Origin of the sequence: Paraburkholderia sp. C35 (assembly GCF_003121405.1) — a bacterium.
GTDB lineage: Bacteria > Pseudomonadota > Gammaproteobacteria > Burkholderiales > Burkholderiaceae > Paraburkholderia.
This window is the reverse complement of record NZ_QBUY01000151.1, coordinates 1-16,580: the sequence shown is the minus strand read 5'-3', so window position 1 is coordinate 16,580 and position 16,580 is coordinate 1. Positions and strand designations below refer to the sequence as shown.

Annotated in this window: 17 protein-coding genes; 8 read left to right on the top strand and 9 right to left on the bottom strand. The window is 63.9% G+C overall.

What is annotated here, in order from left to right; translation table 11 throughout:
- Positions 1–873: electron transfer flavoprotein-ubiquinone oxidoreductase (locus tag DK391_RS41185; protein WP_162601054.1), on the top strand; the 873-nt coding region annotated here is incomplete at its 5' end.
- Between the two features lie 66 nt (positions 874–939).
- Here DK391_RS41185 and DK391_RS41180 read toward each other — a convergent pair.
- Both DK391_RS41180 and DK391_RS41175 read right to left on the bottom strand, forming a co-directional pair.
- Positions 940–2,280 carry an NYN domain-containing protein gene (locus DK391_RS41180; protein WP_109483755.1) on the bottom strand — a complete coding sequence of 447 codons (1,341 nt, stop codon included), beginning with the start codon at positions 2,278–2,280 and terminating at the stop codon, positions 940–942.
- A gap of 86 nt (positions 2,281–2,366) precedes the next feature.
- Positions 2,367–2,966: an isochorismatase family protein gene (locus DK391_RS41175; RefSeq protein WP_109483754.1), complete on the bottom strand. Its 600-nt coding sequence runs from the start codon at positions 2,964–2,966 to the stop codon at positions 2,367–2,369.
- Positions 2,967–3,014: 48 nt separating this feature from the next.
- Between DK391_RS41175 and DK391_RS41170 the strand changes: the two genes are divergently transcribed.
- Entirely contained in the window at positions 3,015–3,626 is a 612-nt protein-coding gene (locus tag DK391_RS41170; RefSeq protein WP_109483753.1) for a TetR/AcrR family transcriptional regulator, read from the top strand.
- A gap of 15 nt (positions 3,627–3,641) precedes the next feature.
- On the opposite strand, the gene clpP is transcribed toward DK391_RS41170, so the two are convergent.
- Entirely contained in the window at positions 3,642–4,295 is a 654-nt protein-coding gene (gene clpP / locus DK391_RS41165; protein WP_109483752.1) for an ATP-dependent Clp endopeptidase proteolytic subunit ClpP, read from the bottom strand.
- A gap of 159 nt (positions 4,296–4,454) precedes the next feature.
- On the opposite strand from clpP, the gene DK391_RS41160 reads away from it, so the two are divergent.
- On the top strand, positions 4,455–5,414 hold the full coding sequence (locus tag DK391_RS41160) for a sigma-70 family RNA polymerase sigma factor (RefSeq protein WP_109483751.1): 960 nt from the start codon (positions 4,455–4,457) through the stop codon (positions 5,412–5,414).
- Here the strand turns inward: DK391_RS41160 and DK391_RS41155 are convergent.
- Positions 5,370–6,644, bottom strand: a complete 1,275-nt coding sequence (locus DK391_RS41155) for an EAL domain-containing protein (protein WP_109483756.1) — start codon at positions 6,642–6,644, stop codon at positions 5,370–5,372. The two genes, DK391_RS41160 and DK391_RS41155, sit on opposite strands and share 45 nt — an antisense overlap.
- 298 nt (positions 6,645–6,942) lie before the next feature.
- Complete coding sequence (gene mdtD / locus DK391_RS41150) at positions 6,943–8,412, bottom strand: multidrug transporter subunit MdtD (RefSeq protein ID WP_109483750.1); 1,470 nt, start codon at positions 8,410–8,412, stop codon at positions 6,943–6,945.
- Between the two features lie 143 nt (positions 8,413–8,555).
- On the opposite strand from mdtD, the gene DK391_RS41145 reads away from it, so the two are divergent.
- Positions 8,556–8,834 carry a type II toxin-antitoxin system ParD family antitoxin gene (locus DK391_RS41145; protein WP_109483749.1) on the top strand — a complete coding sequence of 93 codons (279 nt, stop codon included), beginning with the start codon at positions 8,556–8,558 and terminating at the stop codon, positions 8,832–8,834.
- On the top strand, positions 8,831–9,160 hold the full coding sequence (locus DK391_RS41140; RefSeq protein ID WP_109483748.1) for a type II toxin-antitoxin system RelE/ParE family toxin: 330 nt from the start codon (positions 8,831–8,833) through the stop codon (positions 9,158–9,160). Before DK391_RS41145 ends, DK391_RS41140 begins: the two co-directional genes overlap by 4 nt.
- A 24-nt stretch (positions 9,161–9,184) precedes the next feature.
- On the opposite strand, the gene DK391_RS41135 is transcribed toward DK391_RS41140, so the two are convergent.
- Positions 9,185–10,597: a PLP-dependent aminotransferase family protein gene (locus DK391_RS41135; protein ID WP_109483747.1), complete on the bottom strand. Its 1,413-nt coding sequence runs from the start codon at positions 10,595–10,597 to the stop codon at positions 9,185–9,187.
- Between the two features lie 203 nt (positions 10,598–10,800).
- On the opposite strand from DK391_RS41135, the gene DK391_RS41130 reads away from it, so the two are divergent.
- On the top strand, positions 10,801–11,112 hold the full coding sequence (locus DK391_RS41130; protein ID WP_109483746.1) for a DUF2917 domain-containing protein: 312 nt from the start codon (positions 10,801–10,803) through the stop codon (positions 11,110–11,112).
- A gap of 28 nt (positions 11,113–11,140) precedes the next feature.
- Here DK391_RS41130 and DK391_RS41125 read toward each other — a convergent pair whose 3' ends face one another.
- Positions 11,141–12,373: a citrate synthase family protein gene (locus tag DK391_RS41125; protein WP_109483745.1), complete on the bottom strand. Its 1,233-nt coding sequence runs from the start codon at positions 12,371–12,373 to the stop codon at positions 11,141–11,143.
- Between the two features lie 120 nt (positions 12,374–12,493).
- Between DK391_RS41125 and DK391_RS41120 the strand changes: the two genes are divergently transcribed.
- A complete protein-coding gene (locus DK391_RS41120) occupies positions 12,494–13,888 on the top strand; it encodes a CoA transferase (RefSeq protein ID WP_109483744.1) in 1,395 nt (464 codons plus the stop codon).
- Positions 13,889–13,911: 23 nt separating this feature from the next.
- Here the strand turns inward: DK391_RS41120 and DK391_RS41115 are convergent, their stop codons facing one another.
- Positions 13,912–14,658, bottom strand: a complete 747-nt coding sequence (locus tag DK391_RS41115) for a GntR family transcriptional regulator (RefSeq protein WP_109483743.1) — start codon at positions 14,656–14,658, stop codon at positions 13,912–13,914.
- 201 nt (positions 14,659–14,859) lie between these two features.
- Here DK391_RS41115 and DK391_RS41110 point away from each other — a divergent pair, with 201 nt between their 5' ends.
- A complete protein-coding gene (locus DK391_RS41110; protein WP_109483742.1) occupies positions 14,860–15,705 on the top strand; it encodes an aldo/keto reductase in 846 nt (281 codons plus the stop codon).
- A 33-nt stretch (positions 15,706–15,738) separates the two neighbouring features.
- Here the strand turns inward: DK391_RS41110 and DK391_RS41105 are convergent, their stop codons facing one another.
- A complete protein-coding gene (locus tag DK391_RS41105) occupies positions 15,739–16,194 on the bottom strand; it encodes a hypothetical protein (RefSeq protein WP_109483741.1) in 456 nt (151 codons plus the stop codon).
- Between the last annotated feature and the right edge of the window lie 386 nt (positions 16,195–16,580).

Genomic DNA, 16,580 nt, shown 5'->3' with positions numbered 1-16,580 from the left:
ATGGTTGGTTTCGTCGTGGGGTTGGGGTACTCGAACCCCTACCTCTCGCCGTTCGAAGAGTTCCAGCGTTACAAGACACATCCGTCGATTCGCTCATACCTCGAAGGTGGGAAACGTGTTTCGTATGGTGCGCGAGCGATCACAGCAGGCGGCCTGATGTCGCTGCCAAAGCTCATTTTCCCCGGTGGCGCACTGGTTGGCGATGACGCAGGCTTCCTGAACGCCTCGCGGATCAAGGGCTCGCACGCGGCCATCAAGACAGGCATGCTCGCCGCCGACGCCGCATTCGACGCCGTGCAAGCGGGCCGTCACAACGATGAACTGGCCGCGTATCCCGATTCCTTTAAAGCGTCATGGCTGCATACGGAGCTATACAAAGCCCGCAATTTCAAGCAATGGATGAGCAAGGGCTTGTACCTCGGCGCACTGATGGTCGGCATCGAACAAAAGGTGCTGAAAGGCAACGTGCCGTGGACGCTGCATCACACGCGCTGTGACCACGAAACGCTAAAACCCGCGTCGCAGTGCAAGCCGATCGACTATCCGAAGCCGGACGGCAAGCTGACGTTCGACCGCCTAACCTCGGTGTTCATTTCGAACACGAATCACGAAGAGAATCAGCCCACGCATCTGACGCTCAAGAACGCCAGCGTACCCATCGAAGTGAATCTGCAAACCTATGCAGGACCGGAAGCGCGGTTTTGTCCCGCAGGCGTCTACGAGTTCATCAAAACCGCCGCAAACGAACACCGCTTGCAGATCAACGCGCAAAACTGCCTGCACTGCAAGACGTGCGACATCAAGGATCCGACGCAGAACATCGTGTGGGTCACGCCTGAAGGTGGCGGCGGTCCGAACTATCCGAACATGTGAAGCACGTCGCGCATTACCAATGAAAAACGCCGCTCGAATGAGCGGCGTTTTGACATGGAGCGTCGATTATTCTGCGTCGCCAGCCGACTCCGCCTTGCGAGGACGGCGGCTGCGAGCCGTCGATTTGCGCGAAGGCCGCTTCTTTGCAGCAGGCGCGTCTTTCGCGGCCTGCTCGACGTCAGGCGCTTGCGTGTCCGATGTCACGACGGGTTCAGCGACGGAGTGCGCTTCGGCAGCGGGAAGTGACGAATCCGCTGCAACCGTGGTCGGTTCCACGCGTTCCGCTTTCGTCTTCTTCGCCTTCTTTGCAGCGGGCTTGCGCGTGCCGCGTCCTTTGCGGCGCGATTCGCCCTTGCCGTTGTCCGCATGACCATTCGCTGCAGCGGGCAATGCTTCGGCGAAATCATCGGCAGGCAGGTCCGCTGCGAGGGACGCCGCCGTCATCGTTGCTTCTTCCACATCGACGACTTCGGCAGCGACAGGCATCGCTGCCCATTCGTCGCCCGCTTCGTTGGTCTCGCGCGGTGCTACAACTTCAGCGGGCGCGGACTCGACCGATGCAGCCACCGCAGACCCACCACTGCGATACACGAACGTGCCCGACTTCTCGTCGCGGCCCACTTCGAGCAGTCCGCGCGACTGCGCTTCTTCGAGCAGATTGCCGAACGCGCGGAAGCCGTAGTACGTCTCGTTGAAATCGGGCTTGCGGCGCTTGATCGCGTTCTTCAGTACCGAGGCCCAGATCTTGCCGCTATCGCCGCGTTCGGAAGCGAGCGCATCGAAGGTCTGCACGGCGAGATCGACGGCCTTGGTCTTGCGCGTTTCGAGGTCTTCCTTGCGTTTCTCGCCGTCCGACGCGCGCTTCGACGCCTGCTGCGCAGCCTGTTGCGCGGCTTTCGCGTTATCGCGTTTCGCGGCGGCGCGCTGGTTCTCGCGCACGAGATCGTCGTAGAAAATAAATTCGTCGCAATTGGCCGTGAGCAGATCCGACGTGGAGCGCTGCACACCCACGCCGATCACCTGCTTCGCGTTCTCGCGCAGCTTCGACACGAGCGGCGAAAAATCCGAATCGCCGCTGATGATGACAAACGTATTGACGTGCGACTTCGTATAGCAGAGATCGAGCGCATCGACGACAAGGCGGATATCGGCGGAATTCTTGCCCGACTGCCGCACGTGTGGAATTTCGATCAGCTCGAAATTCGCTTCGTGCATGGCGGCCTTGAAGCCCTTGTAGCGGTCCCAGTCGCAATACGCTTTCTTCACGACGATGCTGCCCTTGAGCAGCAGCCGCTCGAGGACCAGCTTGATGTCGAATTTTTCGTATTTCGCGTCGCGCACGCCGAGCGCGACGTTCTCGAAATCGCAGAACAGCGCCATGCTGACGGTATCCTGGGATGACGCCATATGCTTCTCCAATGAAGTGCAGGCTCGATGGTCTCACACAACGCGGCGTCGATCGAGATTTTGCACGGTGATTGACCGCGATGCGCTCACGCGCCGCCGAAGCTCCCCGTTTCGGCTATCGCGCTGACGAACTCTTCCGTCGAGCGCACAAAGCCCATGCGCGGGAAGATATGCTCGATGGGAAAGCGGTGCGTTTCACCCGACAGCCCCGACATCGCATCTTCGATAAAGATCAGTTCATAGCCCTGATCGAACGCCGCGCGGGCCGTCGATTCGACGCCGAAATTGGTCGCAATGCCCGTCAGCGCGATCGTGCGGATATGGCGGCGCCGCAATTGCTGTTCCAGATCGGTGCCGAAGAACGCGCCCCATTGGCGTTTGGTCACGACGAGATCGCCCGGTTGCAGATTGCATTCGGGCACGAGGTCCGATGCCTGCGGCGGCGGGGCCGGCGCATCGCGCGGACGCAGCGGTGCGTCCGCAGGCAAGGACAGCAGTTGTGCGACATCGACACGCACGAACACGACGGTGCCGCCCGCCGCGCGCAGTGCATCGGCGGCGCGCACGGAGCGCGTGACGACATCGGCGGCGGCGTGCGGCGCGAGTTGACGGCCCACGTTGCTGTGCTGCAGGTCGATCAGCACGATGGCCGTGCTGCGCGGATCGATGGAAAGTGCTTGCGTCATGTGTCACCTATATGTGAGGATGCCCTCATGTCATGATAAGCGAAAAACATGAGTCTCGCCTCAGATAATCCAAAAGTACGGCGCATTCCCCAGCAGGAACGCGCGGCAAAGCGCGTCGACGCGCTGCTCGACGCGGCGGGCGAAGTGATCGCCGAGCGTGGCTTCGACGCCGCGACGATGACGGCGATTGCCGAGCGCGCGGGCGCGTCGATCGGCGCCGTCTATCAATACTTTCCGAACAAGGATGCGCTTGTTTTCGCGCTGCGTACACGCTATGGCGAGGAAATGGACGCGCAATGGAGCGCCTTGGGCGAAGCGGCGCATGCATGGAGCGTCGACGAACTGGTCGAGCGCATCTTCGCGCTGATGATCGATTTCATGGCGGCGCGGCCCGCGTATCTGCCGCTGTTGTCGGTGTCGCTGAATTTCCGGCGCGATGCGGCGGCGCGCAACCGCTTGCGCGGCCGCTTCGCCGAGCTGTTTCAGCGCTACAGCCCGGCGTTATCGGACGACGACGCGTTCCGCGTCGCTGAGGTCGCGCTACAGGTGGTGAAGAGTCTGAATCCGCTTTACGCGGCGGCGAAACCGAAAGACCGCAAGGCGCTAGTCGGGGAATACCGGCTGGTGGTTTCGTCGTATCTCGCCGCGCGCCTGCGTTGAAGCGTGCGATAAAAATTACATCGCGCTGCGCACGGGTTCGGCAAATGCGGGTACGCGTTTCGTGAGCACGTCGTCGACGAGACCGTAGGCTTTGGCGGCATCGGCTGACATGAAGTTGTCACGATCGGTGTCCTTCTCGATCTGCGCAATGCTCTTGTTCGTCCGTTCCGCGAGCAACGTGTTCAGGCGTTCGCGCAGATACAGCACTTCCTTCGCCTGAATCTCGATGTCGGATGCCGTGCCCTGGCCGCCGCCCGAAGGCTGATGGATCATGATGCGGGCATTCGGCAACGCGTAGCGCTTGCCGGGCGCGCCCGCCGCGAGCAGAAACGTCCCCATGCTGGCCGCAAAGCCGGTGCAAAGCGTCGAGACATCCGGCTTGATGAACTGCATGGTGTCGTAAATCGCGAGACCGTCGTAGACCGAGCCGCCCGGCGAGTTGATGTAAAAAGAAATATCCTTGTCAGGATTCTCCGATTCGAGAAACAGCAACTGCGCGACGATCAGGCTCGCCGACTGTTCGTTGACAGGCCCGACCAGAAACACGATCCGCTCGCGCAGCAGGCGCGAATAGATGTCGTAAGCGCGCTCGCCGCGGCTCGATTGCTCGATCACGGTCGGCACGAGATTGAAGCCGGAAGCGGCGGGTGGCGTGAAGTGTCGTTGCATGCGTTCCTCGCTGGTTGACTGACAGGCCCGCGCAGGGCGGGTTTCAGTCGCATGACGCGAACGCGCGGCGGTGCGTGACATGAGAATTTTTGCGTCGACGTGTCACATTGCGGGCGGCTGCGCCGTCTAGCCGATAACCACGCCACAGGAGCGGCACGCATGGAACAGATGAACAGACAGAAGTCGGCGGATTTCGAGGCGGTGCGCGCGAAACTCTTCGCGCTCGCGTACCGGATGCTCGGCAGCCGTGCCGAAGCGGAAGACGTCGTGCAGGACGCGTGGCTCAAATGGCATGCCGCCGACGCCGGCGAACTGCGCTCGTCCGCTGCATGGCTCACCACGATCACCACGCGGCTCGCAATCGACCGGTTGCGGCATCTGCAGATCGAGCGCACCACGCGTTCGGGCGGCTGGATGCCGGAGCCGTGGGTCGAGGGGCTGGCGCCGTCGGCGGAAGACCTGGCGCTGCAAGCCGTGCAGATGTCGTATGGCGTGATGCTGCTGCTGGAGCGCCTGAAGCCTGAGGAGCGAGCGGCATTCGTGCTGCATGAAGCATTCGATTGCGACTACGCAGAGATCGCCAAAATCCTCGCGAAGACGCCCGCCAACTGCCGGCAGATGGTGCATCGCGCGAAAGAGCGCTTGCAGCGCGAAGGCGTGCCCGTGAAGCGCGCCGATCCCGCCGCGCATGCGCGTATCGTCGAGCGCTTGCGCGCGGCAATGGAGGCGCAGGATCGCGCGGGCCTCGTGCGGCTATTCTGCGACGTGCCGAGCGTGATCAGCGACGCGCCTGAAACTGTCGACGCCGTCGCGACAGCCGAACAGGCTGCCATCACGCTGTCGATGCGCGGCCGTGGCGACGAGATGGAAACGGTAACGATGAACGGCATGCGCGCCGTGGCGTTGATGCGCGACGGCGAGATCGACGCGCTGCTGGATATTTCGATCGGCGAAGACGAGCGGATTGTCGCGTTGCGCATCGTCACGGCGGCGATGCGTCTTGCGCCCGCCGTGCGCGTGTTCGGGCGTGCAGCCGTCATGCAACTGCTGCAGCCCGTCAGCAGCCAGGCCGCTTCAATTACGATGCGCGGCCACTTCCCAGTTGATATCGACGCATAGCACCTGCATGCCGCGCGTGGTTTCTGCCGCAATCGACGCAGTCACGCACAGGTGGGCCTCGTTGATCGACAGATATGGGGGTGTCAGATGCACCTGGCCGGGCGCGCGCACGGCCTCGATGAAATAGGGGCGGCGTTCCCAGCTGGCGCCTTCCGAATGCAGCAGCGGCCGGAAGCGCTTCGCGCGTTGCGACGCGCGGCCCGGCGGCAGCACGTTGTCGCCGATCTGGCGGCCCGAGCCGTCGAGCAGAAAGCAGCGCGCCGTTTCGCGTAGTTCGAGCAGCGGCGCGGTGGCGTCCGCCATCGTTTTGCCTTCGATGAGATGCGCGCTAGCGCTTTCCAGTGCCGTGACGACCGGTGCGAGGCGCTCGGCCTGAGCGCGCTCGCGGGCTGCCACGCGCTCGCGCAGCGCGGCGGACAACCGGTCCATCAGGCTCACCGTCGCCGGACGGCCGACGGGCTCGACGCTCGGCGCGGCGAAGAAGGTGCCCTGCACGAAATCGACATTGCATTCGAGCGCGATCAGCGCGTCGCGTTCGGTGGCGAGGCCACCCATCAGCACCAGTTGCCCCGACTCATGCAGCATCGACACGATACCGGGCAACACGCGCTCGATATGCGAATGCTCGCTGGCCTGCGCGAGGATGCAGCGGTCGAGCGTGACGATATCGGGCCGTAGATTCCATACGCGGTCGATGTTCGAATGCTTCGCGCCGAAGCCATCCAGCGCGATCAGAAAGCCGGACTTGCGCAGTGAATCGATGATCTCGGCGAAGCGCGTGGTTTCGCCGCCAGCTTGTTCGGAGACTTCGAGTACCACGCGCTGCGGCGGCAGGCCGAGCGCTTTCAGGCCCGCGAGCAGCGCGTCGCCGTAACTCGTGTCCATCAGCGCAGCGGGGTGCAGGCTCAGGAAGAGCCATTCGTCGTGGCTGTCGAATGCGTTGAAGTTGCCCAGATGCAGCGATTCCGCGAGCCGCCCGAGTTCGAGCAGATCGCCGCGCCGCGCGGCTTGCGTGAAGACTTCCGCGGACGGCACCTGCTTGCTGTTCTCGTCGTGCGCGCGCAGCGACGCGTGATAGCCGATCGCGCGACGGTGCGACACCGAGAACACCGGCTGAAACACGCTGAAAACCGTGTAGCCGCCATACCGGACGGTGCGGCGCGAGCCTTCGTCGCCTGCTACGGGGCGCGGAGGCTGGAAGCCGGGAGGATCGAGTTCGATCATGCTCATCGTGTCGGTCATCGGTTGAGAAGCGAAGCGGGCCGCGCAAAACGCGCGAAAGTGTCAAGTTTACAGGATAGGTCAGCAAGAAACATGCGCAGGACGAACCACCGCATGCTCGATGGCCGGCTTGCGCGCGTGTCGTGCTGTTCTCTGCGGTTTCTTCTGCTGCCGCTGCGATTGTGCGCCGGGAACGGTGACGCTGTCATGCGCGCCGGATCGGCGGCGCACACCGATGGTGCGGCGCGCGCCCCGTTAAGGTTCGGCGCGCGGCTCACGGCGTGCTTGCTGCTTCAGTCCGATCCGTTCACGTGCGCTCTTGCGGATCGGCGCGTTTGGCAGGCTGCCGGATGTCCGCCGACAACTGCGCGAAGATCCACGAGGTCGCTGCCGTGATCAGGCCGACACACAGAAACGTGGCGTGAAACGCCGGCAGTGAGTTGGCGGCCGTGACTTTCGGCATCAGGCCCGTGAAGGTGGTCAGCAAGGCGCCCGCGACGGTGACGCCGAGACTCATTGCCAGCATCTGCACGAGCGAGAACAGGCTGTTGCCGCTGCTCGCGCCGCCCGTGCCGAGGTCTTTGAGCGTCAGCGTGTTCATTGCCGTGAACTGCATCGAATTGACGCCGCCGAAGAACGCCAGTTGCACGAGTCGCAGCCACAGCGGCTGATGCTCGCTGGTGAGCGAGAAGCTGGCCATCGCAAGGCCGACCAGCACCGTGTTCGACACGAGCACGCGGCGATAGCCGTATTTCATGATGAGGCGCGTGACGAGGCGCTTCGACGTCATGCCGGCCGCGGCGACGGGCAGCATCATCAGACCGGCTTCGAACGCGCTGTAGCCGAGGCTCACCTGCAGCAGCAGCGGAATCAGATACGGCATCGCGCCGCTGCCGATCCGCGCGAACAGGTTGCCGAGCAGCCCGACGCTGAAGGTGTGGATCGTGAACAGATCGAGCGAGAAGATGGGATTGGGCGCGCGTGCCGCATGCAAACCGTAGGCGACGAAACAGCCTAGCGAAAGGATCAGCAGCATCAGCATGGTCGCGTGCTGGATCGAAAACTCGGTGCGGCCGTCGAGCGCCATCGAGATCGATACCATGCCGATGATCAGCAGCAGATAGCCTTTCATGTCGAATCGGGCGGTATCGGGATTGCGGCTGTCCGGCATGTAGATGAACGTGGCGATCACGCCGATGATGCCGACGGGCACGTTGATCAGGAAGATCCAGTGCCACGATGCGATCTTGACCAGCCAGCCACCGAGCGTCGGCCCAATTAGCGGCCCGATCAGCCCCGGAATCGCAACGAACGACAGCGCGGGCAGATAGCGCTCGGCGGGAAACACCCGCAGCACGGCAAGCCGACCGACGGGCAGCAGCATCGCGCCGCCCACGCCTTGCAGCACGCGATACAGCACCAGTTGCGTGAGCGTCTGCGCATTCGCGCATAGCAGCGATCCGACCGTGAACACGAGGATCGCGGCCATGAACACGCGCCGCGTGCCGAGCTTGTCGGCGAGCCAGCCTGAGACGGGAATCATCACGGCCATCGTCAGCGAATACGCGATCACCACTGATTGCATGCGCAACGGCAGTTCGCCGAGGCTTTTCGCCATCGCGGGCAGCGCGGTGTTGACGATGGTCGAATCGAGCGTCTGCATGAAGAAGCCCGTCGCGACGATCCTCAACATCACGGTGAGCGAGCGGGCAGTGGGCGCGGTTTTCGCGGTGCGGTCGCTGGCAGCGGATGACGTGGATTCGGTCGATTCGGACATGTAGCAGAGGCAGGGCGGCTGGGCGGGGAGTCGATATTCTAAGGAAAAAGCGGGGTGGGCGGCGGCGTGGTCTACAGGGCAAGCGCTCCGCGATGCCGGAAAGTGTATGATAGTGTCATACACTTTTGGACCAGGAAACGATCATGGCAAGCGCACGCTTAACCATTACGTTGACGCCCGAATTGCTCGAATTCGTTCGCGAGCGCAGCGCAGGAGGCGATTACAACAACGATAGCGAGGTGATCCGCGATGGCCTTCGGCTTCTCAAGGCTCGCGATCAGGCTGTCGAGGAGTGGCTCAGAAAGGAAGTCGTTCCCGCGCATCTTCGTATGAAGGCCGATCCATCTCAGGCGTTGTCGGCCGATGACGTTGCGAAGCAACTCGCTCTGCGCCGCAAGACCCGCAAGAACAAAACCGCATGACGAGATATGCAGTTGTTTTCGCACCAGAGTTTCTCGACTCGCTGGACGCCATCCTGTCGTTCATGGAGTTGAGAGGCGCATCAGATGCACAGATCGACCGTTATCAACGTGCCGTGCTTGAATTCTGCGAATCGTTGAGCACCTTCCCCAATCGCGGAAGAGCGCGTGATGATCTCGCGCCCGGCATTCGCATCATCAATTACCGGGACAACACGATCTTGCCGTATGCCGTCGATGAGTCGAGATTGACTGTCACGTTGCTCGGCGCGTACGCCGCCCGCCAGGACTACGCGGCGCTCATCATGGACTGCGCCTTCAGCCAGTGACAAACGAGCATCCTCGGCGGGATTTCACGCCCCCAACCTCACCGCCGCCTCAAAAAACGCCCTCGCACGCGGATCATTCGCAAACGCGGCGTTGACGCGTATCCACGGGCTCGGCTCCGTATTCGGGCGAAAGTAACTGCCTGGCGCGACGGTTACGCCAAGTGGCGCACCGCACTCCACCAGCCGGTCCGCATCTTCGACATGCGGCACGCGTGCCCACACGAACTTGCCGCCCAGCGGATTTTCGAACACTTCCCAGCCGTTCATTTCGAGCGTCTGCACGGTCGCGCCGAGCGCGTCGCGCATGCGCCGCCGCAGCCTGTCCAGATGCTTGCGATACATCCCGCGCTCGAGCAGCGCGACGGTCACGGCTTCCGCAAAACGCGAGCCGCCGATGCTCGTCAGCATCTTGATGTCGGCGAGATCCTTGATGGTCGCGTGGTCGGCGATCACATAGCCGATGCGCAGCGACGACGACAGGGTCTTCGACAACCCGCCGATGTAGATCACGTGTTCCAGCTGATCGAGCGTGGCGAGGCGGTCGGTGACATCGATCTGGAAGTCCGCGTAGATGTCGTCTTCGAGAATCTTGAAGTTGTGCTCGCGCGCGAGTTGCAGCAGGCGGAACGCGACGGGCGGCGCGATCGTCGTGCCCGTCGGGTTGTGAAACACGGAGTTGACGAAGAACACCTTCGGCCGATGCTGCTGCAGTTGCATCTGCAACGCTTCCAGATCGGGGCCGCTGCGGGTGCGCGGAATGCCGACCAGCTTCACGCCATGCAGCTTCAGCAGGCCGTTGAAGTTGTAGTAGCCGGGGTCTTCGACAAAGATCGTGTCGCCGGGCTTCAGCAGATAGCGCATCAGCAGGTCCATCGCCTGACTCGCGCCGATGGTGATCAGGATCTGCGACGCTTCCGCTTCGATGCCGAGTTGTGCGACGCGCTGCTGCAAATGCTCGCGCAACGTCGCGTTGCCGAGCGGCGTCGCGTAATCGATCATGCTGGCGCCGTCGGTGCGCGACACATGGCGGATCGCCTGCGCGAGGCTGTCCATGTCGCGCCACGCTTCAGGAATGAAGCCGCTGCCCAGCTTCAGCGATTCACCCGGATGATTGAACTGCTGCAGGATATGCGTCGATTCGTCTTCGGCGCGGCGCGGGTCGGATGCGCCCTGGCCGCTCATCGATCCGCGATGGCGCTCGGCCACGTAAAAACCGGAACCGGGCCGCGAATCCAGATAGCCGAGCGACACCAGCCGGTCGTAAGCCTCGATCACGGGAAAGCGGCTGATGTCGTTATCGGTGGCGAACTGGCGGATCGCCGGCAGCTTGGCGCCGGGATGGGCCGTGCGCGAGCGGATCCATTCCTGCACGCCGCTCACGATCTGCTCGGTCAGCGGCACGCCATTGTCGCGGTTCAATTCGATGTCGAGCTTCATGGTCGTGTCCCTTCCTGCGTCCTTCCCGTGCTTCGTAGCCTTTTGCAGCCGTCCGTCACGATCTGTCACGGCGAATGCGCCAGCAACTGTCAGGTTTTCTGGCTGTACAGTTCTTTTGAAACTGTTCAGTACTGTGCATGTGACAGTGATCATCGCACGACAATAATGGATGCAAGCGAAAAAGCACTTCAAGGAGCACTGCGATGCGTGAAATCCGTACTTTCGAACTCGAACACGGCGAGCCGGCCAGCGCCTGGCGGGTCGCGCAGCCGCTGGCCGTGAACGTGCTGGCAGGCGAACTCTGGCTGACGGTCGAAGGCGATGCTGAGGATTACTGGCTCGCGCCTGGCGAATCGTTTGAACTGAAGCGCGGCGCCGTTGCCTGGCTGAGCGCGGGACGCGACGGCGCGCGGCTTTCCCTGACGGTGACGAGCGGGGCGGCCGATACGGTGCGCGTCGAGCGCCGCCGCACGCCGCGCTGGACGTGGATGCCTCGCTGGCTGCTGACGGCCTGAAACGCGACCTTACCTCTCAGGCCGGCGGTCAGTCGACCTCGTATGCCCCGATGTATCGGGCGCGTGGACGGATCAGGCGGCCATCACCTGTCTGTTCGATCGCGTGTGCGATCCAGCCCGTCACGCGGCCTACCGCAAACAGCGTGAAGGCCGCGCCGGCGGGCAGGCCGAGCACGCGTTCGATGGCCGCGAGTGCGTAATCGACGGTCGGTTCGGCGCCTGTCGTATCGCGTACTGCACGCGCCAGGCGCTGCACGTCGACGAGCGGCGAGCGCGCCGGCGCATGCTCATCGAGCAGTTCGAGCAGCACCCGCGCACGCGGATCGCCATCGGGATACAACGGATGCCCGAACCCGGAGATCACGGCGCCCGGCGCGCCCAGTTCGTGATGCGCGAGCCGCGTGGCCAGATAGCGGTCGAGATCGGCGGCGCGCGCGGTTTCATCCAGCAACGCGGCGACGCGTGCCGTTTCCCCGCCATGCCGCGGCCCCGACAGCGCGGCAAGCCCGCCCACGACCGCGCCGAACAGATGCGTTCCCGTCGACGTGATGCAGCGCACCGTGAAGGTGGACGCATTCAGTTCGTGGTCCGCACACGCCACGAGCGCCGTCCTCAGCAGGTTGATCTGCGCGCGGTTGCGCACGCCCCACGCGTTGGCAAGCTGCTTTTGCAGCGGTTCATTCGACGGTGCCGCCGAAATCATCGCGCCCGTCAGCAGGCGCATCAGTGCGCATGCGTTGTCGAGTTGCGCGTCACGCCCGAGTGCCCACACGCGCGGTATCTGCGCTGCGGCGGCCGGCAGCAGCACAAGCGCACGGTCGAGCGGCGCGCTGTCGCTCCACAGCTTTAGCCACGCCGACCACTGCGCGGCGGCAATCGGGACGGCGGGCGCCTCGGCGATGCGCCGCGCGCTGCATTCCCACAGCAGCGCGGCGACTTCTTCCAGCGTTGCCGTGCGCGCCAGATCCATCGCATTGCGCCCGCGATACAGCAACTTGCCGTCCGCGATCAGCGTGATCGACGATTCGAGTACGGGCACGCCCCAATCCAGCACCTTTTGCGCGACCTTGCCCGCGCGCTTGCCGTCTTCCTTGCGGCGCGCGAGGCGGCGCACTTCGTCCGCGTCGTAGAGACGCCGCTTGCTGTTCGCGTCGGGCGCGGAGCGCAGCATGCCGCGGCTGACATACGCATAGAGCGTCGTGACGGTGATGCCGAGCATCGCGGCGGCTTCGTCGGCGGACAGATAGCGTGACGTGGACATATGGAAGGTGGAAAGCCAAAGAAACGAATATATATTGATTATATAAATCAAGATTGATCGTGGCGAGACGCAAAACTAGACTGGGCTTCACCAGACTGCTCTTTCAGGAAGCCGATCATCATGACGCCCCAGCTCGCTCTCGATCATCTGTGGTCCGTTGCCGGTTGTGATCCCGCCTTGCTCGATCATGTGTCGATCGACGGTAACGATCCTGCGTTGCCTTCGGTGTTTCGCGTCGGGACGCTGGCGAGCGCGTCGATTGCGGCGATGGCGCTCGCCGCCGCCGATTGCTTCAGGCTGCGCACGGGCCGCATGCAGAACGTCGACGTGAACGTGCGACGCGCGCTGATCGCGTTTCGCAGTGAGCGCTATCTGCGCGTGAACGACGGCCTGCCGGCCGAACTGCGCCATCCCGTGACCGGCTTCTACGCGACGCGCGATGGCCGCTGGATCCAGTTGCATACGAACTTTGCGCATCATCTGCAGGGCGTGCTGAAGGTGCTCGGCTGCGACGGCGATCCCGGCGCGGTCGCGGAGGCGATTCGCGGCTGGGACGGCGCGAAGCTCGATCAGACACTCGCCGACGCCGGCCTGTGCGCCGCGCTGATCCGCTCGCCGCGCGAATGGGCGGCGCTCGATCAGGCGAAGGCAATCGCCAATCTGCCGCTGCTCGAAATCACGCGGATGGGTGACGCGCCGCCCGAAGCGCCAGGGCGTGGCGATGCGCAGCGGCCGCTCTCAGGCACGCGCGTGCTCGATCTGTCGCGCATCATCGCGGGACCGGTTGCAGGGCGAGCGCTCGCGCAGCATGGCGCCGACGTGCTGCTGATCAACGGTCCGCATCTGCCGAACATTGCGCCGCTCGTGATCGACAACGGGCGCGGCAAGCGCTCCGCGACACTCGATCTGCGCGACGCAGCGGCGCGCGAGCAATTGCAGGCGCTGGCCTCGCAAGCGGATGTGTTCCTGCAGGCCTATCGCCCCGGCTCGCTCGCGGCGCGCGGCTTCGATCCTGAGACGCTGGCGCGGCTGCGGCCCGGTATCGTCTGCGTGTCGGTGTCGGCGTATGGGCATGCGGGGCCGTGGGCGATGCGGCGTGGCTTCGTCAGCCTGGTGCAATCCGCGAGCGGGATCGCGTACACGGAAAGCCGTGCGGCGGGCGTCGATGGGCCGAAGCATCTGCCATGTCAGGCGCTCGATCACGCGACGGGTTATCTCGCAGCGTTCGGCGCGATGGTGGCGCTCGCGCGTCGTGCGCAGGAAGGTGGCAGCTGGCATGTGCGGCTGTCGCTGGCGCAGACGGGCCGTTGGCTGCAATCGATGGGACAGATCGAGGAAGGCTGGCGCGTGCCCGACGTCACTTTCAACGAAGTACAGGACGGCCTGCACGAAGTGGAGTCGCCGTTTGGACGCGTGCGCGCGGCGGCGCCCGCCGAGCAGATGTCGCAGACGCCTGCGTTCTATGCGCGGCCGCCCGTGCCGATCGGCACCGATGCGCCGCGCTGGGAGGATTGAGCGGCGCGCCTGCCCGCGTTGCCTTACTTGCGCAGTTCCGCGACGAAGTCGTAGTAGTCGTTGCGGCAGTAGGTATCGGTGAGTTCGATCGCGCGTTGATCGGCCGTGTAGCCGACGCGCGTGATCAGCAGCAGCGCCTCGTTCGGCGCGATGCTCATCTGCTGCGCGATTTCGTCGCTCGCATTGACCGCGCGGAAGTGCTGCAACGCGCGCACGATGGTCAGTCCGCGCTGTTCGAGATACGTGTACAGCGAATCGCCGATTGCCTGCGGGTCGGGGATGATCGACGACGGGAAAGTGGAGTTCTCGACGGCCATCACGATGCCGTCCGCGAGACGCAGACGGCGCAGACGCGTAACAGCGGCAGCGGGCGACAAGCCGAGCTGGATCACTTCGTCGCGATTGGCTGGGACGATTTCACGCGACAGCCATTGCGAGCTCGGCGTGAAGCCGCGCCGCCGCAGCATTTCGCTGAAGCTCGACAGACGCGACAGCGGATCTTCATAGCGCGGCGGGATGAAGCTGCCCGCGCCTTGCGAGCGGCGAATCAAGCCCTGTTCGACGAGCAGCGCAATCGCCTTACGGGCGGTGATGCGCGACACGCCGAGCGCATCCGACAACACACGCTCCGATGGCAGCGCTTCGCCTGCGTTCCAGCGGTTTTCATGGATCGCGGTGCCGAGCTTGCGGGCGAGCTGAAGATACAGCGGCGTATCGTTTTCCGGGTCCGGGCGCAGGTCGCGCCAACGGTCTTCCGTGGCTGGGTTCATGTGACGGACGCAAGTAGGGCAAGCGGCAATTCTATGTCATCGGCGCGCCACGTTATAGCGGGGTTTTGCCGGGACGCCGATGCGGTTTGCCATGAAGCGCTACACTCGTTGCATTGTCGGCTGCCATGCAGCGCAGCCTGACGATGCCCGCGCCCACGCGGGGCGGCGCATCTGTACGACACCCTTTACGAGGACGCAACCATGACGCACGACATCGCCAGCGTGACGCTGCCCGACGGCGAACGCATTCCGAAGCTGGGGCAGGGCACGTGGGAGATGGGCGAGCATCCGTCGCGCCGCAAGGCCGAGATCGACGCGCTGCGCGGCGGCATCGAACTCGGCATGACGCTGATCGACACGGCCGAAATGTACGGCGAGGGCGCGACGGAGTCGCTGCTCGGCGAAGCATTGCAAGGCGTGCGCGACGATGTGTTTCTCGTCAGCAAGGTCTATCCGCACAATGCGAGCAAACGCGGCGTGCAGCACGCGTGCGAGCAGTCGCTCAGGCGTTTGAAAACCGACCACATCGATCTGTATCTGCTGCACTGGCGTGGGTCCGTGCCACTCGAAGAGACGGTGGCGGGCTTCGAGGCGTTGCGCCGCGACGGCAAGATCCGCCACTGGGGCGTGAGCAATTTCGATGTCGACGATATGGAAGAGCTTGTCGATGTGCCGCACGGCGATGCATGCGCGACCAATCAGATTCTGTACAACGTTGCGCGGCGCGGGCCGGAATTCGATCTGTTGCCGTGGCTCGCGGGCCGCAAGATGCCCGCGATGGCCTACAGTCCCGTCGATCACGCACGGTTGCCGAAGCGCTCGCCGCTCGACGGCATCGCCGATGCACATGGCGTATCCGTGTTTCAGGTCGCGCTTGCATGGGTGCTGCGCCAGCCCGAAGTGTTCGCGATTCCGAAGTCCGGGCGCATCGAGCATGTGCACGACAACCATCGTGCGCTCGGCCTGCAGCTTTCCGCCGACGACCTTGCCGCCATCGATGCGCATTTCCGCCCGCCGCGCAGCAAGCGCCCGCTCGAAATGCTGTGAGCGCGCGGCGCCCGTGCGGGGTAGTTCAGCGCATCAATCGCACGCGTGATGCATGTGCACCGAACCGAGCACGGCGACTTCAGCGGGCGTGCGCTTCAGCGAATCCGCGCTGACCTGGCTGGCGTCCTGCACGAATTCATCGACGAGTGTCGAGACGGGCACGTCACGCAGACACAACGACACGCGTTGCGTTTCCTGTGTGGGCAGCGACGAGCGCTGACTCAGAAACAGCACGCCGTACTGATACCCGTGGATGATGCCGCGTATCGCGCCGACGCACTGGCCATGCGCGACGTTATCGGACTTCTGCTGGCAGGATTGCGCGAGCGAATAGGCGGAAAAGCTGGGATCGACGGGCGGAGCGGCCTGGGTTTGCGTTGCCGTTTGCGGGGCGTTCTGCGCCTGGGCGAGCGCTGCGCCCCTCATCAGCGCAGCCATCAGCAAGCCCGATGCGATGCGTGCAACGGGGCGGGGGAAGTGTCGTTGCATGTAAGAAGCCTCATATCGAACGTTGAATTGATATGAGGCGAGGAGGGCGGTTTGGTTCCGAAGCGTTTTTCTTTGCAGCTTGACCGGACCGCTCTCGTTGTTGCCTGTCTTCGCGTCGTGACGCTGCGGGCATGCCGCCGACGGCCTTCCTGGCTCAGGCGGTGACGTCCCACCGGGGGATGGAGACGTCACCGCCTACGCTGGCCAGGAAGCGTTTGCGCACTGCATGGTTTCGTCGCGTGAGGACGGCGCGGGGGCGCCGTCCCGTTGCACTCAGTGTCCGCTGCCACCGCCGTGACCGCCGCCCGAGCCGGCGCCACCACCGTAGCCGCCACCTTTACCGCTGTCTCAGATACACAGCAGACGCTGCCCACGATCTTCAGCGT